The following is a 23,256-nucleotide window of genomic DNA, read 5'->3' on the forward strand; positions in this document are numbered from 1 at the left end:
AGAGAAACGATCGGCGCTTTGGTTGCAGCGAACGACCCGGCAGCTCGCTGGGACGTCACCTTGGGGTTGATCGCGGTAAATCTGGCGAGCGCAGCGTTACGGCCGCGTTAAGGCGCCGCCGAATTGGGCAATATCCTCCGACTGCAGGCGAGAAGGCTTAAGAATTCGATAGTCCGCACGCGGGTTCTGAGTTCATCGATGCAGATTGGAACCCGACAAAGAAATGGCCCGGACCAGAAGGCCGGGCCATTGGGACTCGCATCGTCGAGATGCTCTATCGTCGAGACCTCAGTCGTCGATGCCATAGCGATGCAGATCGTTGCCGCAGGTGTCGAGCCACTTCTTGGCGCGCTCGACCGAGGAGCAGATCCTGCCACACACCTTCCAGAACCGCGGCGAGTGGTTCATCTCGATCAGATGAGCGACCTCGTGCGCGGCGAGATAATCGAGCACGAAGGGCGGCGCCAGGATCAGGCGCCACGAGAACGACAGCGAGCCGGCCGAGGTGCATGAGCCCCAGCGGCTCGACTGGTCGCGGATCGACAGCCGCTTAACCTTGACGCCGAGCTGCTCGGCATAGGCGTCGGCGGCCTTCTGCAGGTCACGGCGCGCCTCGCGCTTCAGGAAGTCGAGCACCCGGCGTTCGGTGTGCTCGATCCCGCCGGCCACGCACAGGATCTTCTCGCCACTGTCTCGCGTCTCGGTCCACACCGTGCCGCGCTCGCCCGCGCGATGCACGATCTTGTGCGGCACGCCGCGCAGCGGCACCAAAGTGCCCGGCAGGAACGGCGCCGCCTTCGGCAGACGGCCAAGACGCGCCGCGATCCACGCGCCGTGACGCTGCGCGAAGTCTTTCGCTTCGATGATCGTGCCGCGCGGAGGCATCGTGAGGATCGCTTCGCGATCCGACGGATGAATTCTCAGGGTATAACGTCGCGCACGACGGTGACGCCGCAATCTAATCGAGTAGATTTGCGAGCCATGCTTGACGAGAAGACGCGAAGGTTCGGCGGGCCGCCGATAAAGTAGCGCGCGAGTGGCCATTTCTGTCAGTCCGGGAGGGAAGAACTCGCCCGGATTTTGCCATATCCATCGCCAGGGAAAGCGCTCGGCGCAAAAACAAATCATTTGCCCAACATACAGGGGTTCGGAAGGTTCCGCACCCTAGCGGTTGGGCCTCGCGCGCCCCCGAAAACATGAATTCAGATTCAAAAGCATCGCTCAAGAAGCGACGCCACATTCACTGCTTGAGTCACTCCTGAGTTCCGGTTTCTAGCGTCCCTTCAAAGGGTTACCCCGCATCCGGATTCGGATGCGCGGTGACCATCGTCTTCACTCATTCAGCCGCAATGGCGAGCAGCGACTTCGGATCGGCTGCCGACAGCATGAAATCGTTGATGCGCGGCACGATCTCCGACTTGAATCGCGAGCCGTTGAACACGCCGTAATGACCGACACCCGGTTGCACGTAGTGAACCCGGCGGTGATCCGGGATCGACGAGCAGAGTCCGTGCGTCGCTTCGGTCTGACCGAGACCGGAGATGTCGTCCTTCTCACCTTCGACTGTCATCAAGGCCACGCGCGTGACCTTCGACGGATCGACCAGCGTGCCGCGATGGGTCATCTCGCCCTTCGGCAGCGCATGTTTGACGAACACGGTCTCCACCGTCTGCAAATAATATTCCGCAGCCAGGTCCATGACCGCGAGATACTCGTCGTAGAAGTCGCGGTGCTTGTCGACCTGGTCACCGTCACCCTTCACGAGGTTGGCGAACAGCGCCTTGTGGGCGTCGACATGGCGGTCGAGGTTCATGCTGATGAAGCCGTTCAACTGCAGGAAGCCCGGATAGACGTCGCGCATGACGCCTGGATGCGGGAACGGCACCTTGGTGATGACGTGGTTGCGGAACCAGTCGATGCCGCGCTCCTGGGCGAGATTGTTCACGCCGGTCGGGTTGCGCCTGGTGTCGATCGGGCCGCCCATCAGGGTCATCGAGATCGGTGCGAACGGGTCGCGCTCGGCCTCCATGACAGACACCGCCGCCAGCACCGGCACCGCCGGCTGGCACACCGCCATGACGTGCATGTTGGTGCCGAGGAAGCGCAGCATCTCGATGACATAGTCGATGTAGTCGTCGAGATCGAAGCGGCCTTCGGCCAGCGGGACCATCCGCGCGTCAGACCAGTCGGTGATGTAGACCTCGTGGGTCGGCAGGAACGCTTCCACCGTGCCGCGCAACAGGGTCGCGTAATGGCCGGACATCGGCGCCACGATCAGCAGCCGGGGCTGGGGGCTGCGCAGCGGGCGGGTCAGCTTGCGGTCGAAATAGAGCAGCCGGCAGAACGGCTTTTCCCAGATCGAGCGGACCTCGACGGGGGTCCGGATGCCGTTGACCTCGGTCTCGTCGAGGCCCCATTCGGGCTTGCCGTAGCGGCGCGTGGTGCGCTCGAACAGCTCGCAGGCCGCCGCGACCGATTTGCCCATCTGGGTGTGGGCCCAGGGATTGAGCGGGTTCTGAAACAGGATCTTGGTGGCGTCGGTGACAGCGCGCGCTGGATTGAGCGAGGCGTGCGCCATTTCGTACATCCAGTACATCGGCGTCGTCAGGACCGGACTGCCTTCCGACGCCAGGGGCGGTGCACCGCCAAACTCACCTATCGGCATTCTCGTTCAACCTCTCTGCAATGCAGCATACTGCCGAATGCGCAATTAAGCGTCAATGCGGTGTTGTACGTGTCAACGCCGCAAAGCGACGAAATGAGCCCGGAAATCCACGGGAAAAGCGCAATTATTCCCCTGCCGCCAGCAACGAGCCGGCGCGGCGCGCGCTACGCAAAAGGGCAATGAATGCCGCAAACGACGCCAGCAGCAGGGCGGCATTGAGCCCGAGCGCCGTCAGCATCAGGTCCGATCGGAAGACGTGATCGGCCAGCAGCGCGCGCATGCCTTCGAACACGTAGGTCGGCGGCAGGGACCAGGCGACCAGTTGCAGCCAATGCGGCAGCACCTGAACGGGATAGTATACGCAGGCGAGCGGCATCAGCGCGAACATCAGCGTCCAGACGATGCTCTCGGCGCCGAGCCCGTTGCGCAGCACGAGCCCCGACACGAAGATGCCGACCGCCCAGGACGTGAAGATCAGGTTGCAGAAGAAGGCGATCAGCGGCAGGCCGAGGCTGTAGAGGTTGAAGTCGAAGAACCAGACCGCGATCAGGGTCATCGGAATGATGCCGATGGCCAACCGGATCAGGCTCATCGTCATCAGCGCCAGCAGGAATTCGATCGGCGTCAGCGGACTCATCATCAGGTTGCCGATGTTGCGCGCCCACATCTCCTCGAGGAAGGAGATCGAGAACCCGAGCTGTCCGCGGAACAGGATGTCCCACAGGATGACGGCGCCGATCAGCGTGCCGCCGGCGCGGGCGAAGAAGCCGGCATTGGCGGTGATGTAGGTCTGCAGGAACCCCCAGGTGATGATCTGCAGGGTCGGCCAGTACATCAGCTCCAGCAGCCGCGGCCAGGACGACAGCAGCAGATACCAGTAGCGCAGGATCATCGCGCCGATCCGGTGCGGGGCGATGCGGAGCGAAAGATCGTTCATTGCGCGGCCTCCCGGTCGCGGCCGCGGGCGACGTCGAGGAATACGTCCTCGAGCGTCGAGCGGTTGTAGCGCGCCATGATCTGCGCCGGGCTGTCGTCGTCCTCGATGCGACCGCGCTTCATGATGATGACGCGGTCGCACAGACGCTCGACCTCCAGCATGTTGTGCGAGGCGAGCAGCACGGTGGCGCCACGGCGCTTGCGGTAGCTGTCGAGATGGCCACGCACCCAATCGGCGGTGTCAGGATCGAGCGAGGCAGTCGGCTCGTCCAAGAGCAGCAGCTCGGGATCATTGATCAGCGCCTTGGCCAGCGCGACGCGCGTCTTCTGCCCGGCGGAGAGCTTACCATTGGCACGATCGATGAAGTCGGTCAGGTCGAGCTGGGCGGCGAGCTCCGCGATCCGCTCCTTGAGGTGGTCCACCGCATAGAGCCGGCCGAAGATGGTGAGGTTCTGCCGCACCGTGAGGCGCATCGGCATGTCGACATAGGGGCTCTCGAAATTCATCCGCCCCAGCACGGCAGCAGCCTCGTCCGGCATCCTGCGGCCGAGCACGGCGACCTCGCCCGAGGTCGGCTGCACCAGCCCCATGATCATCGCAATCGTCGTGGTCTTGCCGGCGCCGTTGCCGCCGAGCAGCCCGGTGATGCTGCCGCGGCGGATCGCAAAGGAGATGCCGTCGACAGCGGTCGTCGTCTTGTAGACCTTGGTCAGCCGCGACACGGCAATCGCGGGCGAAACCGAGCTGGAATCGGATGAGAGGGTCGGCACTGCGTCATCTTGCGTCATGGGAGGGGTTCATTGAGGCATTGTGCCGCAAACCGCAACAGGCCACCAACGGCCGGCCAGATTTGTCGCCGCGCCTGCGCGGCATTAGGTTCCCGTCATGACCGACGACGCCCTGATCATCGACACGCCCGACACCGACTATCGCCATCCGCGACAGCGCGTCCGGCTCGACACCATCCTGCGGCTGCGCTGGCTGGCGGCGCTCGGTCAGTTGAGCGCGATCTTCATCGTGGTGCAGGGGCTGGAGTTCGACCTGCCGGTGGTGCCCTGTCTCGCGGTGATCAGCATCTCGGCGCTGCTCAATCTCGGCCTGCAGATCGCCTTCAACCCGATGCAGTTGTTGGAGCCGGCCCACGCCGGAGGCCTGCTCGCGCTCAACATCGTCGAGCTGACGGTGCTGCTCTATCTCACGGGCGGGCTGGAGAATCCGTTCTCCTACATGTTCCTGGCGCCGGTGCTGATCTCGGCGACCGCCCTCCCCGTCCGCCTGACGATCATGCTCGGCCTGCTCGCCGTGGCCTGCGCAACCGCCTTGTTCTTCATGCACCTGCCGCTGCCGTGGGAAGGCGAGGAGCCGCTGATCTTCCCGCCGATCTATCTGTTCGGCGTCTGGCTCTCGATCGCGCTCGCGATCGGCGTCACCAGCCTCTATGCGTTCCAGGTGACCGAGGAGGCGCGCAAGCTGTCGGACGCGCTGGCGGCGACCGAGCTGGTGCTGGCGCGCGAGCAGCACCTCACCCAGCTCGACGGTCTCGCGGCGGCCGCCGCGCACGAGCTCGGCACCCCGCTCGCGACCATCGTGCTGATCTCGCGCGAGTTGGAGCGCGCCTTGCAGGACAACAGCCAGGTCACCTCCGACATCAAGACCCTGCGCGAGCAGGCGCAGCGCTGCCGCGACATTCTCGGCAAGATCACCCAGCTGTCCTCGATCGGGTCGATGTACGACCGGATGAAGCTGTCGACCTTGATCGAGGAGACGGTGGCCCCGCATCGCGACTTCGGCGTCGACATCAAGGTGCGCGTCGCCGTGGCCGCGGCCAAGGAGCCGGTCGGCTCGCGCAACCCGGCGATCCTCTATGGCGTCGGCAACATCCTGGAGAATGCCGTCGACTTCGCGCGCAACGCCGTCGAGGTGAACGCCTGGTGGAACAATGAGACGGTCGAGATCGTGGTGTCCGACGACGGCCCCGGCTTTGCACCTGATATCCTGAAGCGGATCGGCGAGCCCTATCTGTCGCGACGGCCCAGCGCCGAGGACGGCCCGGGAGGTAACCAGGGCGGCGGCCTCGGGCTCGGCGTGTTCATCGCCCGCACCCTGCTGGAGCGGACCGGGGCCAAGGTCTCGTTCAGCAATCGCACCTTCCCCGACCATGGCGCCGTGGTCCAGATCGTGTGGCCGCGACGGCGCTTCGAGGCCAGCGAGGACGACGATGGCGAGGCGGAGCCGGAATGAAGCCTCGGCGGCAGCCGCCGCCGGCGTGGTCCTGGCATACAGCACACCCGCCCCGCGCGGCGTCACGCCGCAGACTGCGGCAACCCGCGATCTTGGCAGCGGCCGGTCGGCAGACCATATGAGGATGGACCAGACGTCTCGCAACCATCGAGCCTTCTTCTCAAGGATATGACCGTGGGCGCCATCGCCGAACTGACGAACCACCCGGACCGCTCTCTCCTCATCGTGGAGGACGACAAGCCGTTCCTGGAGCGCCTGTCGCGCGCCATGGAGACCCGCGGCTTCACGGTCACCTCCTGCGAAAGCGTCGCCGAAGGTATTTCACAGATCGGCAAGGCAGCGCCGGCCTTCGCCGTGGTCGACCTCCGGCTGGGCGACGGCAACGGCCTCGACGTGGTGTCGGCGCTGAAGCGCAAGCGCCCCGAGGCCCGCGCCATCGTGCTGACCGGATACGGCAACATCGCCACCGCCGTGACGGCGGTGAAGATGGGCGCCGTCGACTATCTCGCCAAGCCGGCGGATGCCGACGACGTCGTTGCAGCGCTGCTGTCGACCACCAGCGAAAAGTCCGAGCTGCCGCAGAATCCGATGTCGGCCGACCGTGTCCGCTGGGAGCACATCCAGCGCATCTATGAGATGTGCAACCGCAACGTCTCGGAAACGGCCCGCCGGCTCAACATGCACCGCCGCACCCTGCAGCGCATCCTCGCCAAGCGCGCGCCGAAGTAGGCTTTTGCGGCTCGTCCGCACTCAGTGCGACTTCACGAATGCCTGCAGCGCATGGAAGACGGTGCGCCGCGGATTGCGGCTGCACCAATTGCGCATCCAGCTGTCGACCTCGGTCAGATCGAGCTTGATCTGCCGGCCCTCGTCGCCGCGGTCCGCATTGATGGCGGAGACGTAGCCCATCATCCACTGCTGATACTTTGAGATGGCGTTGACGTAGGGGCCGTCGGCATTGCCGATCGCCTTGTAGGTGCCGGGCGGCTGCTCCTCGGCGGCGGTGATGAAGCGCTCGCAGGAATCGGCGCCCACGCCCAGGACGTAGAACGCCATCTCCTCCGCGCGAACTCCGGTCGCGTAGAGCAGTGTCAACGCCAAGAGCACCCGTCGCATCTGTCGTCCCTGTTCGCACCCCTCGGCTGGATACCGCTCGAGCCTTAAAAATGTTCCGAGATGTTGCGCCCCATGCGGGGCATTTATCGGGCAGAGAGGGGAAATTGCCGGGAGGGCGGGACAAGCGAATGTTGTTGCGCCAGCAACAGTCTTGGATCGGGCGGGGGATCCAAGGCCGGGCGGCGCCCCGATGCCCCGGCTCGCGTCAGCTCTCCCCCGTCAGCCGGGAGAAGTCGGCCAGGACGGCGGCGATCAGCTCCCGGTGCCTGGTATCCTGTTCCGCAAGGCTCGCGGCATACATGTTCAGGAGATAGCGCGCCTTCGCGGCGGCTTCCGGCCACGACGCAGCCGCGTTGGCGAGCAAGTGCTGCTCGAGAACAGCCTGCCGCTCGCGCAGGTCCCGCGCGTGACTTTCGGCCTCGGCCAGAGCGCGACGCAGGTCCACGGCCTTCTGCGCGCTCATCCCGCGGTGTCTGTCGAGATCGAGCGGTTCGTCAGTCATCCGACGCACTCGCGTCGACACGCTGCGCGTCTGCAAGATCGACCGAGCTGACGGACACCATCTCGACGGCCGCAGAGCGCGAGCCGGCGGCGGGCAGCATCATCATCGTCGCAACCCGACGGTAGGCAGCAAAGGACAATCCTTCGATCAGCTCCTCGTCCGTGACCACCTCGTAGGTGCCCTCGGGCAAGAGACGCTCGATGCTTCTGATCCGGAACGGATGTTTGAAGGTGACGAATTCGCGCCGCGAGCGGATGCTCATCTGCGCCTACCTTTCGCGACAGCCTCGCTGTCGCTTGTCGCAACTTCGAGCTCTTCGGAGCATGCGCCTTACGGCCGGCAATAGCCACCGCTTTCTCATCAGCACGACGTGACGAGCGGCCGGGCGTCATCGGACCGTGTCGCTGCGCTTTGGTGCTCGCTATTGCAGGAGCCAGGGTGTATCAATGGCGATCACCGCCATTCCGACGGCATTCATCGGTGACTGAGGGTCACGAGCGCTCCCGCCGCAAACACGCGAGGGACAGCCAATGCCGCAGTTTCGTCTGAGCGAGTGGATCGTTCCACCCATCATTGTGCCGCTTCTGCTGATCCTTCTCGCGCTCGCAACTGCCGCGCTGCATTCGTAGATCAGACCACCGTGCGCCCCGTCGGCAGCCGGTGGACGACGGCCACCCGGCCGATAGGCAGTGACGCCGCGCACGCAGGATCGACGCGGCGCCTTCGATGCGTTGAACCAGCTCCAACCCGAGCCGAGAGGAGATCGACATGGCCAAAGGTCAGCAAAAAGGCAATCGCGAAGCCAAGAAGCCCAAGAAGGAAAAGCCCAAGAGCATTGCCGCAGCGCCGAGCCAGAAGACCGGAGCATGGCAGCCGGATTTTTCCAGCGACAAGAAGAAGCGCTAGGAGATTTCCGGTCCTCATCAGTCTGGATGGTTCTCCCGCAAGGCCGCAGGGCCGCGCGCAATCAACGCCGCGCGCAATGCGGCGACGCGGCCGACCGTACTCGACAGCCCAAAGGACAGAACATGGCGCGCGAAACGATCTATTTCGTTCAGGCGTTCAGCGCCGGCCGGGGCGGACGCGCGAAAGCCGAGACGCCGATCGCCTGCAAGACGGAAGCGAGCGCGCTCCGGACTGCGGAACGACTGGTGTCGAGCAAGGCAGGCGTCGTCGCCTTCTCATCCTCGGGCGATCCCGACATGGGTGACTATGACGATGAGCCGACGGTCCTCTTCCGCCACGGCGAGTTGCCGTCGGCTTTCGATTGAGATGCGCGCAAACCTTTGTCGCCGGCGACCACCGCCGAACGACGCCCCTTGGATGACGTCCGCCCTATCGGCGGCGTCCTCCGAACCTGATCGGACACACACATGATTGAGTTTCCAAATCACAGCCGCTCCTATGACCGCACGCGACGTGCCGTACGGTTCTGGGGCTATGACAGCGCGATGGAAGCGTCGTTCTTCGTCGACGAGGGCGCGTTGAGACGCCTTCAACCCGACACCCGTCCGGACGAGTCGGGCTTTCTGACCGCGTTCGATTCCAACCGCGAGCGGATCTGCGCCGCCGCCGCCAGGGTCTATGTCCGCGGCAGCCGGGGATCCTACGATCTCGTCGCTGCCAATTTTTGACGGCGATGCCTGGCGATCGATCGGCCAGGCTGGTGGTGATGCGGATCGGCTCTCAGCGATGCTGATGTCTCTCATCTTGAGACTCGTGACCTGACGGAGCCTCTGTCACCTACCTAGGCGGGGAACCCCCGTCCAGTGGACCGCATTTGAGGATTCTCTAGAGGTCCGCGTGGCCCTGCGGGTCGATCAGCCGGTTGATCCGCTGCGCCGCCGCGAGCCCGAAGCGCACCGTCATGAGCTTGCGCGTCGGCGCCGGCAATCTGTGCTCTGGCGCCTCGCAATGCAGGTGGGCGCCATAGGCATCGGCCACGATCAGGCCGGTGTCCTGCGGAAAGATCTCGCACGGCAGATCCTGCGTGAAGGCGAAGAACAGCCGGTCGCAATGGGCACGGTAGTCCTCCCATTTGTGATCCGCGCGCAGATCCTCGACCGACGACTTGATCTCGACGATCCAGATCTCGCCGCGCTCGTTCAGCGCCACCAGGTCGGCGCGACGTCCCGACGGCAGCGGCAGCTCGCTGATGGTGGCAAAGCCGAGCGAGCGCAGCAAGCGCGAGGTGCCGCGCGCGATCGCCAGCGCCGTCTCGGATTGGCGGCGGTCGATGGGAACGAGGCTGATCCTGGCGGCTGACGATTCCATGCGCCACAGCATAGCCGATTCCGGGCGTCGCCCAAGCACGCTAATCACCGGGGAACCGGAACCTGACGCCAGCCTTCCGCTTAACAGACGGCCGCCCGCAGGGCGGCGCTCGAATCCAGGTCGACGTCGTAGCTCTGCGAACGTGACGACATGGCCGACGACAAGACTATGGATCACGGAGACATCGACCTCGGCGAAAAACGCCTGCACGTGCACGCGCCACCTTGGGTCGGACATCTCCGTCCTCAGAGACGCCAACAATGTCGCCTCGTCGATCCCGACCGGCATCGGCGTGTTGATCGTGGTCGCGGCGGCCGTCAGGCCGTCAGCCGTACTTTGCGGCCGACGAAGTGAAGATCGGCGACAGCCAGATCGCATCGACATCGAGCGTCAAGAGAGTGGTAGGCGATGGACGATGCCGGTGAAGTGTCAGGCCGCCGCACCGCGGTGTTTTTTGCTTGGCGCACTGCGAAAAATCGGCATGCTGGCGCCATGAGCGAGCGAGACCAGACCAAGGCGAAGGCCGGCGCGATGATCGTGCCCGTCACGCCGTTCGAGCAGAACTGCACCATCCTGTGGTGCGAGGCGACCCGGAAGGCGATCGTGATCGATCCCGGCGGCGACGTGCCCAACATCCAGGCCGCGATCGCGCAGGCAAAGGTCACCGTGGAGAAGATCTGGCTGACGCACGGCCATATCGATCACGTCGGCGGCGCGGCCGATCTGCGCGACGCGCTGAAGGTGCCGATCGAAGGCCCGCATGTCGCCGACAAGTTCCTGCTCGACAACGTCGTCGCCAGCGGCGCACGCTTCGGCATCACAGGCGTGCGCGATTTCACACCGGATCGCTGGCTCGAGGAGGGCGACCGCGTCGAGATCGGCGAGCTCGTCTTCGACATCCTGCATTGCCCGGGGCATTCGCCCGGCAGCGTCGTGTTCTTCAACAAGGAGATGCGCTTCGCCCAGGTCGGCGATGTGCTGTTCAACGGCTCGGTCGGCCGCACCGATTTGCCCGGCGGCAGCCATGAGACGCTGATCAGATCGATCAAGGACAAGCTGCTGCCGCTCGGCGACGACGTCGGCTTCATCTGCGGCCATGGCGCCGGATCGAGCTTCGGCCAGGAGCGCATGACCAACCCATTCCTGACCGGCGACGTCTGACCCGCGCGTCCCTCGCGAGCGAGCTCTGAACGGCTGCGGTTGTGGCCGTCTACTTCAGGCCGGCCGCTTGCAGGGCGCGGTCGATCACGGCGGCGACGTCGATGGTCCGGCGCCGCGGCCTGGCGGCCGCGCCACTGCCGTTGATCGAGGAGTCGCCGGTCGCCGACTCCAGCCGTTTCGGCTCCGCGGGCTTGGAGACGGCCACGGGCTTGGACTCCGGCCTCTGGTCCGCCTTGGGCTTGGCCGCTTTCCGCGACTCGGATGCCGGCGACTCGGGCTCGACCTTTGACTGCGGGACCGCAGCGGATGCCGGTGCAGAGAGCAGCATGCCGGTCGGCGACATTCTGGGCTCGACCACTTTGATCTCGGCTGGCTTGACGTCGACCGGTTCCGCAGCGGGCGGGGCGTCCGCCGCGCGTCGCAAGATCTTGGTGAAGGCCGGCACCGCCGAGATCGGCGACACCTGCGGGATCAGCTTCGTGCTCGGCGACGTCGTGGCCGCCTTGAGCGGACGAATCCAATCGGTGACGCCGAAGAATTTCGCGATGTGATAGGACGAGGAGATGCCGGCCTCGAGCAGGAACGGCCCGGCCTTGCCATAGCGCTTGTCGTTGGCCGCGATCCCGATCGGCGTGCCATGCGCCATGTTGGAGATCGTGAACGATTCCACCACGGTCTCGCCGTCGGCATTCCACCATTGCTCATGCGGATAGCCGTTCACCTCGGCCGCGGCCATCGGCGCCAGCGGCAGATGGTGCAGATCCAGCCACTGCTTGACGATCTCGCCGGCATTGTCCGGATGCACGGTGTAGTCCGCTGTGCCATGCCACACCGACAGCTTCGGCCACTTGCCGCGGTGGTTCGAGGCACGACGAACGAGATCGCCGAGCTCGCCTGCGGGGCGCGCCGGCGGCATCCGCATCTGCAGGATCGCGTCGCGCATGCTGCGCGCGGTGCCGAACGGCAGCCCGGCGATGACGGCGCCGGCAGCGAACAATTCGGGATGCGCCGAGAGCAGCGCCATGGTCATCGCGCCGCCCGCCGACAGGCCGGTGACGTAGATGCGCCTGGGATCGATGGCACAATCCGCCACCATGCGCGCAATCATCTGGCGGATCGAGGCGACCTCGCCCTGATCACGCGTGATGTCCTCGGACTGAAACCAGTTGAAGCAGCGCTGCGGATTGTTGACCCGCTGCTGCTCCGGCAACAGCAGCGCGAAGCCGAAATGCTTGGCGAGCGTCGACCAGCCGGCGCCGAGATCGTAGTCGGCGGCGCCCTGCCCGCAGCCATGCAGCACGACGACCAGCGGCGCCAGCGGCTGACGCTGCGCCGGCACATAGGCGAACATCTTCAGGCGCCCAGGGTTGGTGCCGAAATGCTCGATCTCGATCAGGGGATTCTCTGGAGCGCGACGCGGCTGACGATGAAAATCGGCAAATCCGGTAATACTGTTCAGCTCGCGCAGCCGTCGCAAATACTCAACATTTTCGGCGAGAGACAACGGCAGCTCCTTAGGCATTCGCGTATTCACGGCAGCGGGTAGACAATCCACCATCACCCAGATGGTTGCTGCAGTGCAAAAGAAAAAGCCCACACCATCCCGGACGTCAGCAATTTGATTGCGAATTTCGGTCTTGCTGCGATCTAAATGCCACGCCGACGCGGCGCTTCACGCAGCAATCACCGAAATGCGAACCGAGCACCACGAATATCGCCGTTGGCGTGAACGCGACAGACTCCGCAACCGCAAAGGCCGACGACCGCGATTTGGAAATCATCATTCGAGCCACATCGCGAATCGACCATGTCAACGTGAAGTGTGCCGTACCGATCGGCGATCAGTAAACAAACAAATGGCAGCCATGCACCGATCGGCATACGGGCCAAGGTGATTGCCTGACACCGATGCGCCAACTAGCCTGATCGGCAAGCAACAACGAATTCCGCTTGGGAGAAAACGCATGGCGCGGCTCAAATTCGGAGCGTTCCTCGCTCCGCATCATCCGATCGGCGAGCATCCGATGCTGCAATTCCGCCGCGACCTCGATCTGGTCGCGCAGCTCGACGAGCTCGGCTACGATGAGTTCTGGTGCGGCGAGCATCATTCCAGCGGCTGGGAGATGATCGCTTCCCCCGAGATGTTTCTCGCCGCCGCTGGCGAGCGCACCAAGCGCATCAGGCTCGGCACCGGCGTGATCTCGCTGCCCTACCATCATCCCTACAACGTCGCGCAGCGGATGGTGCAGCTCGATCACATGACCGGCGGCCGCGCCATCTTCGGCTCGGGCCCCGGCGCGCTCGCCTCCGATGCCCACACGCTGGGCATCGATCCGATGACGCAGCGCGACCGTCAGGACGAGGCGATCGCCATCATCCGCCGCCTGTTCAACGGCGAGCGCGTCACCGCCAAGAGCGACTGGTTCACGATGAACGATGCGGCCTTGCAGATCCTGCCGTTGCAGGAGGAGATGCCGTTCGTCGTGGCCTCGCAGATCTCGCCGTCCGGCATGACGTTGGCCGGCAAATACGGCATCGGCATCATCTCGCTCGGCTCGATGTCGACGCAGGGGCTGATGGCGCTGCCGCAGCAATGGGAGTTTGCCGAGGACGCGGCGAAGAAGCACGGCACGACCGTGAGCCGCGCGAACTGGCGCGTGCTGCTGTCCTGGCACATCGCCGAGACGCGCGAGCAGGCACGGCGCGAGGCCGGCGCGGGACTGATGCGCTGGCACAACGAGTACACCGTCGGCACCCTGATGCGGCCCGGCCTGAAGGCCTTCTCATCGCCGGACGAGGCCGTCGACAAGACCGCCTTCGTCGAGGGCGCGGCGTCGACGATCGGCACGCCGGACGATCTCGTCAAGACGATCAAGAACCTGATGCAGGTGTCGGGCGGCGTCGGCCACATCATCGGCTTCGTGCACGACTGGGCCAACCCGGAAGCTTCGCGGCGCAGCTGGGACATGGTCGCGCGCTACGTCGTGCCGGAGATCAACGGCTACATCGACGGCCTGCGCCGCTCGCAGAAATTCGTCATCGAGAACCGCGCCATCTTCGACCGCGCCGGCCAGGCCGTGATGGCCAAGATCATGGACAACGACAAGGCCGCCGCCGCGCTGTCGCAGACGGGGCCAGGACGGATCGCGATTCCGGCCGTGAATGCCCCGGATCTGCAGGAGGCGGCGGCGAAACAGCGAGGGTGAGCGTGGGGCGAAGCCGCTCCGTGGCACGCGCAATATCGCGGCATTCGATGCCGCTAATTAGTTGCTCGTCATGCCTGGGCTTGACCCTGGCATCCACGTCCATCCACCATCTCGAACGACGTGGATCGCCGGGACAAGTCCGGCCATGACGACCTTAATGGTTGGACTCTAATATGGCGACAAGGCGCAACTCGAACGGTCGAGCGCGTGACTACCTCACCGCCGCAACGAGCTTCTCGCAGTCGGCGATGGTCGCTATCTGCTTCAGCGTCTCGCGCAGGGCCGGCAGGTCGGCCGGCTTCTGGAATTGCGGGTAGACGACGAGGCCGAGCACGGTGGCGAGGCGGACATTCTTCGTCGCCGGCGGCGTCGGTGTCGGCTTCGACGACCGCTTCACCGCGCATGTGACGACGCGAACGAATACGGCGACGGTCGGCGTCGGCTACAAGTTCTGAGGCGCGGCTAGTCCTGAAGCGAGCGGTCCTGCGCTCGCCGATGACGGTGAGAACAGTCAAACCATGGGGCAGGCGAGGCTTGGCTCCAAACTGCCCGGGCGCTACTTTGAGCGCCATGCCCGCTGCCAAACCCCAGTGCCCTCCGCAGCCGCCCGCTCCCTTGTCTGCTGATGAAGTCATTTTCATCAAGGACACGATCAAGCGCTTTTATGGCGACGACGCGATCGTGCGCAATTTCGGCCCAGACCCGGCCCGCATGGAATTGCACGTCGAAACAGGCCGCGACATTGGAATTGCGCATTATGACTGCTGCGGCGTCCTGATGACCCGAATCGACCGCGACCAAATCGCTCTCGAGGTCTCGCGGCGAGGCATGCGGATAAAGGGCCGGGCCAAGCTCGCCTATCGTTATGGCGTCGCGCTTTGAAAACCGGCACCTCAAGCAGGCCGCGCGGATCCTTCCGGTCTGGACGACAGTTGGGCGACAGCTTCGCAGCCGCGGAAAGGGATGACACACCGCCCTCATCCGCACTCATAGCCGCTAGCTTAAGCGCTCCGCTATCGCGATATTTGGCGTCATACGTCCTAGCGCGTCACCGACATAGCCGCGCAATCATCCAATACTCTTGCCGATTTATAACACAAATGTATACGTCGTTTAGGTTGAGGGAAAAGAAATGGACAAGGCGGAGTTCGTGGCCCGAGCGCCAATTTACTATGCCCTGGCGATTGCAGTGGCATTGCACGAAGCGAGCACTCCTCTTCCGGAGTTTAAAATAAAGGGCCGGTATCCGGATTTAGATGATCCGAACCCCGAAGGAGGAAGCCTCATCGAGCGTTGGATGATCTGGGACCGTGCGGTGGCATGGCTGGTTAAACGTGAAATGATCAAGATTAAGCGCGACCCATTCGGACCCGCGATTTTTTCGTCAAGTCCCGAATTCGATGACGTATGGAATACTCTCATCCAGGACGAAGATCTTCCGTTCTCCACCTACGAAGCAGCCGGACGGAGCAATGATTGGCTTGTACCTGCGCTAATCTCTCTCGAAAACCATTTCGTCAACTTGGACATAAAGGTCCTGGATTTTGAGAATCCGGACGGCGAGTGGGCGCCCATTCAATTAGAGGAAGACGACCCGACAGCGAAGAAGGCGATCTCATCACTTGAAAATGTTATCGAAGAAGTCCGTTCTGATAACGGATATAGCGCCACGCACTCCCAAGAACGCGACTTTGCTCTGGAAGGCCTCCAAGGGACGCTCAACAAGCTGCGATCCCGAATTGTCAGCGCTGGCTACGTGAAGATCGCCCTTGAGCGGCTTGGGATGCTCGGCAAGCGGTTTGCGGGAACGATCAAAGAGGGGACAATTGCGGCGGCGAGGGCGGCTCTAATCGACTTTGCCAAGGCACATTTTGGCGATGCCTTGAACTACGTTTGGAAGATCTTCTTTTAATCGACCTACTAGCGCGTGCGCGAAAGCATGATCCGCGTCCGTGGTCCACAAGGCGCGGCACTCGGGATCGGCGCTGGCAGCCGACCTGCCCCTCGAAGCGCAGCCGCGGATGGCTGCGCCGTTGTGGTCGGCGGAAACTGGATCGTGCGTGCCGACTATCGCTCCGCCGATTTCGGCACCTGGACGCAGCCCTTCTTCACCACCGGCGGCGTCGGCTTCGACGACCGCTTCACCGCGCATGTCACGACACGCACCCACACCGCAACGGTCGGCATCGCCTACAAGTTCTGAGGTCGACTGATCGCCAGCGTTTGGTAGCAGTGGATCTCCACACCTCGAGCCGTCGGTGGCGACCTGGCGGCCATCGGCGATTGGGCGCCACGAGGATTTTCTTAACCCGGGCCTGCCATGCTCACTGCGAATCGAGCATGGCCTTGCAAGGGACCGCTCGCGCGTAGGACGCGTCAGGCAGCCCGCCGTCTCGACCCGGCGGGCTTTTCCGTGGGAAAGATCGCCAATGTCACTCTCCTCAGCCAAGAACTACGCGCTGCGCGCCGAACGGTCGCAGGACCCCAAGGAGGCCGCCGACCTCCTGGCAAAGGCGATCCTGGAGCTGGCGGCCTCGATCGAGGCAACCGACGCCAAGGTGAAGAAAATCAACAAATCGGGCGGCTGATGATCCTGACGCCCGCGTCGGAACGCGTGGCAGCTTCCGGCGGTGGCGGGACCTCCTCGCAGCGAGACATGATCCGCTGATCCTGCTGCGATCGATCGCCGATATCGCGGCGTCGCCCACCGGCGACAACAGCAGGAAGCTGATGGCGACCGTCGGGCCCGACGGGCAAATCGCTTCCAGCAAAACATCTTGAGAAAAGAAACACCACCGCGCCGGCCTGCCGATCACAGGTCGATCGCCGCGAGACGGTGCGCGCCGAAAAACTCATTTCGCGAACCACCTCAATCACATCACCCCTGTCCAGTCCTGCGCGCAAAAATAATCCTGTTTCTCTTTATCAGAATTCATGCTTCTCTCCCACCGTCCCGTCTCGATAAGAGGGGCGCTTCGCGGTCGTCACGAACGTTGAGGCGGGATGCGGTGGGCGTGTCGATGTCGCAGCGTGGTTGATGCCGCGCGGACGAACGACGGCGATGCGCACGGTCAAGTCGCGTGGTCCTGGCACCCCGATGCTGGTGTTACGCTTGCGGTGGCGCTCACGCGTCGCGCAGGCAACGGTGACCAACAAGCCCGGCGCACCGGGGAGCACGCGAAGCAGCCGTTCAAACCATCGCGCGGGGAATGCCGGGATGCCTCGGCTGAACCTATGGTACCTGCCGCCTGCATTTTTTTCTGCAGGCGGGCCATGGGTGCGGCCAGCGCCCGGCATTCCCCGTGCCCTCTGTCTGCAGGAGGGCGGAATATTCCATCCCTCGGACGCATCAACGCGCCGCGAGATCGCAGCCGCGTGCGACGCAGCACAACTGGCGGATCATGAGACACCGGAGCGTATTGCATCAGGGCCGCAACCGCCCGACAATGCAGGCCACGGTGTCTGCCACTGTGCCACTGACCGAAACGAAGTCAGATCCGAGACACCGCCATCAGACGAGAGGAAGCCCCGCGATGTCGATGCAGCATGTGGTCTCTGATGCGATCAGGCTGACCCCGCCACGGCGCAATTCACTCACCCATATCCCCGGCGACGAAGGCTGGCCGATCATCGGCAAGACATTCGAGACGCTCGCCGACCCCAAGGGTCACGTCGAGCGCAACGCCAGGAAGTATGGCCCCGTCTACCGCACCCACATGTTCGGCGACGTCAACGTCGTGCTGCTCGGCCCCGAAGCCAATGAGCTCGTGCTGTTCGACCAGGCCAAGCTGTTCTCGTCGGCGCATGGCTGGGGCCACATCCTCAATCTGCTGTTTCCGCGCGGCCTGATGCTGCTCGATTTCGAGGAGCATCGCATGCACCGTAAGGCGCTGTCGGTCGCCTTCAAGGCCGGGCCGATGAAGTCCTATCTCGCCGGCCTCGACCGCGGCATCGCCGCACGCGTCGCGCAGTGGAAGGCAAATCCCGGCGAGATGCTGTTCTATCCCGCGATCAAGCAGCTGACGCTGGATCTCGCGGCGACGTCCTTCCTGGGGAGCGAGATCGGGCCCGAGGTCGATGCGATCAACCGCGCCTTCGTCGACATGGTCGCGGCCGCGGTGGCGCCGATCCGCCGGCCGCTGCCGGGCACGCAGATGGCGCGCGGCGTCAAGGGCCGCCAGCGCATCGTCGCCTATTTCTCCGAGCAGATTCCGCTGCGCCGCGCGCGCGGCGACGGCGAGGACCTGTTCTCGCATCTGTGCCGCGCCACCGACGACCGCGGCGCGCTGCTGTCGACGCAGGACATCGTCGATCACATGAGCTTCCTGATGATGGCCGCGCACGACACGCTGACCTCGTCGATCACTTCGTTCGTCGCCCAGCTCGCCGCGCATCCAGAGTGGCAGCAGAAGCTGCGCGACGAGGTCGCGAGCCTCGGCCTTGCAGAGGGCGATCCGATGAGCTCGGAGCATCTGGAGAAGATGAAGCTCACCGAGATGGCGTTCCAGGAGACCTTGCGGCTGATGCCGCCGGTGCCGTCATTGCCGCGCCGCCCGGTCCGGGACTTCACCTTCAAGGGCTATGCGATTCCCGCCGGCACCGGCGTCGGCATCAATCCGATGTTCACGCATCACATGCCAGAGATCTGGCCCGAGCCCGAGCGCTTCGATCCGATGCGCTTCACCGACGAGGCCCAGCGCGGCCGCCACCGCTTCGCCTGGGTGCCGTTCGGCGGCGGCGCCCACATGTGCCTCGGCCTGCACTTCGCCTACATGCAGGTAAAGTGCTTTGCCCGGCACTTCCTCGCCAACATCGAGGTCTCCTTCGCCCCCGGCTATCAGCCGAGCTGGCAGGTCTGGCCGATCCCGAAGCCGCGCGACGGGCTGAAGGTGATGCTGAAGGTGGTGTGACCGGCGCGCATTGATACAGCAAGGGCGCCAAGGATCTTGGTTTGTTGCGGACGCTTTCCTCCTCGTCTTCCTCCTCGTCATGGCCGGGCTTGACCCGGCCATCCATCCTGCTGCAACTCGCGGATGAGAGACGTGGATGTCCGGCATGACGAAATGTATACTTCGCCGTCCCCTACTCCACCGCATCCCCCAGCAGCTTGCGCATCGCCTGATAGCCCTGCTGCTGCTGGCTCCAGTTGCGGCCGCCGGTGATGGCGCCGTCGATGACGAGATCATGGCCGTTGATGAAGCCGGATTCGTCGCTGGCGAGAAACAGCGCCGCGTAGGCGATGTCGTCGGGCAGGCCAGCACGCGGAATCGGCTGCGCCGCGGCATAGGCGTTGCGGATCGTCTCCGGCGTCTTCTCGGCGGCCTCGGTCGACAGACCGAGCGCCTTGCCGAAGATTCCGGTGGCGATCAGTCCGGGCGAGATCGAGTTGACGCGCACGCCGGACTCGCCGAGCTCCATCGCCACGCATTTCGTCAGATGGATCACGGCCGCCTTCGCCGTGCTGTAGACCACCGAGGTCGAATAGCCCGCGAGCCGGCCGGCGATCGAGCCGTTGTTGATGATGCTGCCGGCGCCTTGCCGCTTCATGTGGGGCGCGGCGTATTTCATGCCGAGCATGACGCTGCGCACCAGCACCGCCATGGCCTGGTCGAAGCGATCGGCATCGAGCCCTTCGATGCCGCCGGTCTGCGCCGGGCCGCCGGCATTGTTGAACACGCAATCGAGCCGGCCGAAGCGCTCGGCCGCGCCATCGATCAATGCCCGCATCTGCTCGCCGACGGTGACGTCGGTCTGCCGGAAGACGCAGTCCGCTCCGAGCCGACGCGCCAGCGCTTCGCCCTCGGCGCTGCGCCGGCCTGCAACGACGACCTTCGCCCCCTCCGCCACGAAGATCTCCGCCGTCCGCAGCCCGATCCCGCTGGTCGCGCCCGTGATCACGGCGACCTTGCCCTCCAACCGTCCCATTCCCTGCTCCTTCCGTTGTTGCTGCGTGCTCATTCTTGGCGACGGAATAATAAGCGCCTGAGTTCCGCCGCGGAACCATCATCGTGCGCGCCAACCTGCAACACACGCAAGGCGGCTTCCATCAACCGGACAAATTACCGCCACGGCGGCCTTAATTTGGTTGCGCAGTTGAGGCTCATGGATGTCCATGACGCGACTCATCGACGACATCAAGCGGATCTGGCGCGGCGAGCAGCAGCCTTCCCTGACATGGAGCTGCATGTTTGCAGCGATGTGCCTGCTCGCAGCCACGGCGATCCGCTACGGCATGGCGCATCTGCGGCCCGACGTGTTCTTCACGCCCTACATGGCGGCCGTCTTCTTCGCCACCGCGATGGGCGGATCGGGCGTCGGCCTGGCAACGGCGATCGCTGGCGCAGCGCTCGGCCTGACGCTCGATTTTGGCGGCGGTCCGGCCGATGGCGCCCGGCTCGCGCTGATGGCGATGTATATGGTCGTGGCGATGCTGGTGATCTGGGGCGTCGATCACTACCGGCGCCTGGCCGGCAAACAGCGCGAGATCGCCCGGCGCCTCGCCCAGGAGGAGCAGTATCGCAAGCTCCTGGTCGACGAACTGCATCACCGGCTCAAGAACAAGACCTCGACCATTCACGCCGTGCTGCATCAGGTGCTGTACGACCAGCCGCAGGTGTGGAGCCGCATCGACCAGCGCATCCGCGCGCTCGCGACCGCCGACGACCTGATCGCGCGCGCCGACGGACAGGGCTGCGACCTGAAGGATCTGCTGGTCTCGGAGCTCGGGCCATATGGCCATGTCCGCTTCGAGCTCAACGGCCCGCCGCTGTTCCTGCCTGCCAAGCTCGCCGTCAGCCTCGCTTTGATCTTTCACGAGCTTGCGACCAATGCCGGCAAGTACGGTGCCTTTGCTTCGCCGCGCGGCTTCCTTCAGGTGTCGTGGACGATGCAGGAGGACCGCCTCGATCTGACCTGGGACGAGGCCGGGGGTCCGCCGATCGGTCCGATCGGCAAGCCCGGTTTCGGGAGCAAATTGCTGAAGTCCGTGCTGTCGTCGTTCGATGGCAGGACCGAGACCAGGTTTCTCGAATCCGGCCTTCACTGCACCTTGCAGTGTCGCGTGCCACCGAACTGAACCGGCCGCCGGGCGGCCATTGCTGCCTACGACTTTCGCCGCATGCGTGCGGCCGCGTCGCTGCTCCGATTCACGAACGGTTAATGACGCCGCGGCACAAAGCTCCGTCATTTCCAATACTTGGCTCGCGCGTTCCGTGTTTCTACGTAGCGCTTAACTAAAATGAAGCGGGAACTTTGCACAATCGGCGCATGTACAGCAGCGACCGATTCAACTTTTCCCCCGGGCCGAACGAGGGGCTGGGCTCGACCGAGGCCGAGCTGCGCTTCCTGCGCAGCGTCCTCAGCCAGCTGCCGTCGGGCGTCACGGTCCAGGACGAGCACGGTCGCTTTCTGCTGGTCAACGATACGGCCGCCGTTCAGCTCGGCGCCGCCGCCAACAGCATCGACGGCCTCTCGGCGCCGCATCTCCATAACCGGCGCACCGCCTGCCGCGAGATCCTCGGCCGGGGGCGAACGGTGATCGGCGAGGAAAAAGTGGCAGGCGAGCGCGGCGCGCAGACCCTGCTGACCGCGCATCGACCGGTCCGCATCGGTGGCCAGGTCGTCCTCATCTCCAGCTCGGCCGACATCAGCGAGCAGAAGGAGTTCGAGGACCAGCTGTTTCGGGCCGCCTATTACGACGAGCTGACCGGCCTGCCGATGCGCCGCGTGGTCGAGCATCGCGCCGACCATCTGGTCCGGCGCGGCCGGGTCGACGGACGCTTCGCGCTCGCCTTTCTCGATCTCGATAATTTCAAATACATCAACGACTATTACGGCCACGCCACCGGCGATGCGCTGCTGGTCGAGCTCGCCAAGCGTATCAGCCGCGACCTGCGCGAGTCGGACCTGCTGTCGCGTATCAGCGGCGACGAGTTCCTGCTGCTGCTGCATCCGATCGAGCGCGCCGAGGAGGTCGCCGAATTCCTCCAGGACATGGTGAACCGCCTGAACGCGCCCTTCTTCATCGACGGCGCCGAGGTATTCGCCTCGGCGTCCGTTGGCGTCAGCCTGTTTCCCGAGCACGGCGCGAGCTACGACGTGCTGCGCCAGAACGCCGATCTCGCGATGTATCGCGTCAAGAACGGCGGCAAGGGCGCACTGGCCTTCTTCTCGAGCGCAATGGAGCACGAGGCGCTGGCGCGCATGAAGGTCGAGCAGTCGCTGCGGCTCGCGATCCTCGAAAAGCGCTTCTGCTGCGCGTTCCAGGCCAAGGTCGACATCCGCACCGAGGAGATCAAGGGCATCGAGGCGCTGGTGCGCCTGCGCGACAATGAAGGCGTGATCCAGGCTCCCGGCTCCTTCATCAATCTCGCCGTCGAGCTCGGCCTGATCGACGAGCTCGCCCATCTCGTGCTGGCCGAGATCGTCAAGTCGATCGATCTGATCAACGACGCGTTTGGACCCGAGGCGACGATCAGCATCAACGTCGCGGCAAAACAGGCGTCGAATCCGGAATTCATGCAGCCCTTCGCCCGGGCGATTGCAGCAACTGGCTTTCCCAAGCGGTTCATGATCGAGGTCACCGAGGACGCGTTCGTGACCCGCAGCCATTTCCAGGACGAGATCGTGCCGCTGCTGCGCGGGATCGGCGTCGGCATCTCGATCGACGATTTCGGCATCGGCTATTCGTCGCTGTCGGCGCTCGCCGACATCACGGCGGACGAGATCAAGATCGACCGTTCCTTCATCACCGACATTCATAAGCGGCCGCGCAGCCAGGGCATCCTGCGTGCGATCGAATCCCTGAGCGAAGCGCTCGGCATGACCGTGATCGCGGAGGGCATCGAGTCGTTCGAGGAGCTCGCCTATCTGCAGGCCGCGACCAAGATCCGCTATGCGCAGGGCTACTACTTCTCGCGTCCGATCTTCCTCGAGGAGCTCAAGCCTGCGGCCCCGCTTGCAAGCGAAGCGCGCATCAGTCTCGCCAGTCGCCCTGTGCAGGAAAATCGCCAGGCCTATGCGCGCAGCAGCCGCTATCGGCGCTGAGTTTTAGGAGGAATAGCCCTCGGCCCGAGGAATGAGCCGTCACGGGGTGCCGCCGAAAGCGCCTTGACCCAGGCCGAGCCTGCACACTATCAGTTGCAGACAACAGCCG

General features: G+C 64.3%; 25 protein-coding genes. 14 read left to right on the plus strand and 11 right to left on the minus strand.

All coding sequences use genetic code 11. The annotated features are described in order from the left end of the window. Positions 1-288 precede the first annotated feature (288 nt). The 4 genes from QX070_RS04775 to QX070_RS04790 form a co-directional block, all read right to left on the minus strand. Entirely contained in the window at positions 289-1,128 is an 840-nt protein-coding gene (locus tag QX070_RS04775) for a SprT family zinc-dependent metalloprotease (protein WP_315735333.1), read from the minus strand. Positions 1,129-1,336: 208 nt separating this feature from the next. Further along, positions 1,337-2,665: a polyhydroxyalkanoate depolymerase gene (locus tag QX070_RS04780; RefSeq protein WP_315735335.1), complete on the minus strand. Its 1,329-nt coding sequence runs from the start codon at positions 2,663-2,665 to the stop codon at positions 1,337-1,339. A gap of 124 nt (positions 2,666-2,789) precedes the next feature. Next, on the minus strand, positions 2,790-3,602 hold the full coding sequence (locus QX070_RS04785; RefSeq protein WP_315735337.1) for an ABC transporter permease: 813 nt from the start codon (positions 3,600-3,602) through the stop codon (positions 2,790-2,792). Further along, complete coding sequence (locus QX070_RS04790; protein WP_315735339.1) at positions 3,599-4,390, minus strand: ABC transporter ATP-binding protein; 792 nt, start codon at positions 4,388-4,390, stop codon at positions 3,599-3,601. The genes QX070_RS04785 and QX070_RS04790 overlap by 4 nt, the downstream gene beginning before the upstream one ends. Positions 4,391-4,487: 97 nt before the next feature. Here QX070_RS04790 and QX070_RS04795 point away from each other — a divergent pair, with 97 nt between their 5' ends. Together QX070_RS04795 and QX070_RS04800 are read left to right on the plus strand one after the other, a co-directional pair. After that, the gene (locus tag QX070_RS04795; RefSeq protein WP_315735341.1) at positions 4,488-5,843 is read left to right on the plus strand and encodes an ActS/PrrB/RegB family redox-sensitive histidine kinase; all 1,356 of its coding nucleotides are present in this window, start codon (positions 4,488-4,490) and stop codon (positions 5,841-5,843) included. Between the two features lie 174 nt (positions 5,844-6,017). Further along, positions 6,018-6,572 carry an ActR/PrrA/RegA family redox response regulator transcription factor gene (locus QX070_RS04800; RefSeq protein ID WP_315715137.1) on the plus strand — a complete coding sequence of 185 codons (555 nt, stop codon included), beginning with the start codon at positions 6,018-6,020 and terminating at the stop codon, positions 6,570-6,572. A 21-nt stretch (positions 6,573-6,593) separates the two neighbouring features. On the opposite strand, the gene QX070_RS04805 is transcribed toward QX070_RS04800, so the two are convergent. From QX070_RS04805 to QX070_RS04815, 3 genes are all read right to left on the minus strand, one after another. Next, complete coding sequence (locus QX070_RS04805; protein ID WP_315735343.1) at positions 6,594-6,959, minus strand: hypothetical protein; 366 nt, start codon at positions 6,957-6,959, stop codon at positions 6,594-6,596. A gap of 205 nt (positions 6,960-7,164) precedes the next feature. Then, positions 7,165-7,461, minus strand: a complete 297-nt coding sequence (locus tag QX070_RS04810) for a hypothetical protein (protein ID WP_315735346.1) — start codon at positions 7,459-7,461, stop codon at positions 7,165-7,167. Then, a complete protein-coding gene (locus QX070_RS04815; protein WP_315735348.1) occupies positions 7,454-7,723 on the minus strand; it encodes a hypothetical protein in 270 nt (89 codons plus the stop codon). Before QX070_RS04815 ends, QX070_RS04810 begins: the two co-directional genes overlap by 8 nt. A 506-nt stretch (positions 7,724-8,229) precedes the next feature. On the opposite strand from QX070_RS04815, the gene QX070_RS04820 reads away from it, so the two are divergent. The 3 genes from QX070_RS04820 to QX070_RS04830 all read left to right on the plus strand — a co-directional run bounded on the left by QX070_RS04820 (position 8,230) and on the right by QX070_RS04830 (position 9,095). Further along, on the plus strand, positions 8,230-8,367 hold the full coding sequence (locus tag QX070_RS04820; protein WP_315735351.1) for a hypothetical protein: 138 nt from the start codon (positions 8,230-8,232) through the stop codon (positions 8,365-8,367). Continuing rightward, positions 8,328-8,732: a hypothetical protein gene (locus QX070_RS04825; RefSeq protein WP_315735354.1), complete on the plus strand. Its 405-nt coding sequence runs from the start codon at positions 8,328-8,330 to the stop codon at positions 8,730-8,732. Before QX070_RS04820 ends, QX070_RS04825 begins: the two co-directional genes overlap by 40 nt. Before the next feature lie 102 nt (positions 8,733-8,834). Continuing rightward, positions 8,835-9,095, plus strand: coding sequence for a DUF1488 domain-containing protein (locus tag QX070_RS04830; RefSeq protein WP_315735356.1), 261 nt, complete (start codon positions 8,835-8,837; stop codon positions 9,093-9,095). Positions 9,096-9,252: 157 nt separating this feature from the next. On the opposite strand, the gene QX070_RS04835 is transcribed toward QX070_RS04830, so the two are convergent. Continuing rightward, on the minus strand, positions 9,253-9,735 hold the full coding sequence (locus QX070_RS04835; protein WP_315735358.1) for an MmcB family DNA repair protein: 483 nt from the start codon (positions 9,733-9,735) through the stop codon (positions 9,253-9,255). Positions 9,736-10,227: 492 nt separating this feature from the next. On the opposite strand from QX070_RS04835, the gene QX070_RS04840 reads away from it, so the two are divergent. Next, positions 10,228-10,896 carry an MBL fold metallo-hydrolase gene (locus QX070_RS04840; RefSeq protein ID WP_315735361.1) on the plus strand — a complete coding sequence of 223 codons (669 nt, stop codon included), beginning with the start codon at positions 10,228-10,230 and terminating at the stop codon, positions 10,894-10,896. Positions 10,897-10,945: 49 nt separating this feature from the next. Here QX070_RS04840 and QX070_RS04845 read toward each other — a convergent pair whose 3' ends face one another. Further along, the gene (locus tag QX070_RS04845; protein ID WP_315735363.1) at positions 10,946-12,418 is read right to left on the minus strand and encodes a PHB depolymerase family esterase; all 1,473 of its coding nucleotides are present in this window, start codon (positions 12,416-12,418) and stop codon (positions 10,946-10,948) included. Positions 12,419-12,860: 442 nt separating this feature from the next. On the opposite strand from QX070_RS04845, the gene QX070_RS04850 reads away from it, so the two are divergent. Then, positions 12,861-14,102 (plus strand): LLM class flavin-dependent oxidoreductase, encoded by a 1,242-nt coding sequence (locus tag QX070_RS04850; RefSeq protein WP_315735365.1) that lies wholly within the window; start codon positions 12,861-12,863, stop codon positions 14,100-14,102. A gap of 211 nt (positions 14,103-14,313) precedes the next feature. Here QX070_RS04850 and QX070_RS04855 read toward each other — a convergent pair whose 3' ends face one another. Next, on the minus strand, positions 14,314-14,499 hold the full coding sequence (locus QX070_RS04855; RefSeq protein ID WP_315735368.1) for a hypothetical protein: 186 nt from the start codon (positions 14,497-14,499) through the stop codon (positions 14,314-14,316). Positions 14,500-14,672: 173 nt separating this feature from the next. Here QX070_RS04855 and QX070_RS04860 point away from each other — a divergent pair, with 173 nt between their 5' ends. The 5 genes from QX070_RS04860 to QX070_RS04880 all read left to right on the plus strand — a co-directional run bounded on the left by QX070_RS04860 (position 14,673) and on the right by QX070_RS04880 (position 19,012). Beyond that, positions 14,673-14,984 (plus strand): hypothetical protein, encoded by a 312-nt coding sequence (locus QX070_RS04860; protein WP_315735370.1) that lies wholly within the window; start codon positions 14,673-14,675, stop codon positions 14,982-14,984. A 250-nt stretch (positions 14,985-15,234) separates the two neighbouring features. Continuing rightward, entirely contained in the window at positions 15,235-16,014 is a 780-nt protein-coding gene (locus QX070_RS04865) for a hypothetical protein (protein ID WP_315735372.1), read from the plus strand. A 144-nt stretch (positions 16,015-16,158) separates the two neighbouring features. Next, entirely contained in the window at positions 16,159-16,305 is a 147-nt protein-coding gene (locus QX070_RS04870; protein ID WP_315735374.1) for a hypothetical protein, read from the plus strand. Between the two features lie 226 nt (positions 16,306-16,531). Further along, positions 16,532-16,690: a hypothetical protein gene (locus tag QX070_RS04875; protein WP_213737209.1), complete on the plus strand. Its 159-nt coding sequence runs from the start codon at positions 16,532-16,534 to the stop codon at positions 16,688-16,690. 945 nt (positions 16,691-17,635) lie between these two features. Beyond that, positions 17,636-19,012, plus strand: a complete 1,377-nt coding sequence (locus QX070_RS04880) for a cytochrome P450 (protein WP_315735376.1) — start codon at positions 17,636-17,638, stop codon at positions 19,010-19,012. Positions 19,013-19,184: 172 nt separating this feature from the next. Here QX070_RS04880 and QX070_RS04885 read toward each other — a convergent pair whose 3' ends face one another. Then, entirely contained in the window at positions 19,185-20,027 is an 843-nt protein-coding gene (locus QX070_RS04885; protein ID WP_315735379.1) for an SDR family oxidoreductase, read from the minus strand. Between the two features lie 181 nt (positions 20,028-20,208). Between QX070_RS04885 and QX070_RS04890 the strand changes: the two genes are divergently transcribed. Together QX070_RS04890 and QX070_RS04895 are read left to right on the plus strand one after the other, a co-directional pair. Continuing rightward, the gene (locus tag QX070_RS04890) at positions 20,209-21,177 is read left to right on the plus strand and encodes a sensor histidine kinase (protein WP_315735382.1); all 969 of its coding nucleotides are present in this window, start codon (positions 20,209-20,211) and stop codon (positions 21,175-21,177) included. A gap of 191 nt (positions 21,178-21,368) precedes the next feature. Then, positions 21,369-23,147 (plus strand): putative bifunctional diguanylate cyclase/phosphodiesterase, encoded by a 1,779-nt coding sequence (locus QX070_RS04895; RefSeq protein WP_315735384.1) that lies wholly within the window; start codon positions 21,369-21,371, stop codon positions 23,145-23,147. The last annotated feature ends 109 nt before the right edge of the window (positions 23,148-23,256 follow it).

The sequence above is a fragment of the Bradyrhizobium sp. SZCCHNR1093 genome, from assembly GCF_032381175.1.
Taxonomy (GTDB): Bacteria; Pseudomonadota; Alphaproteobacteria; order Rhizobiales; family Xanthobacteraceae; genus Bradyrhizobium.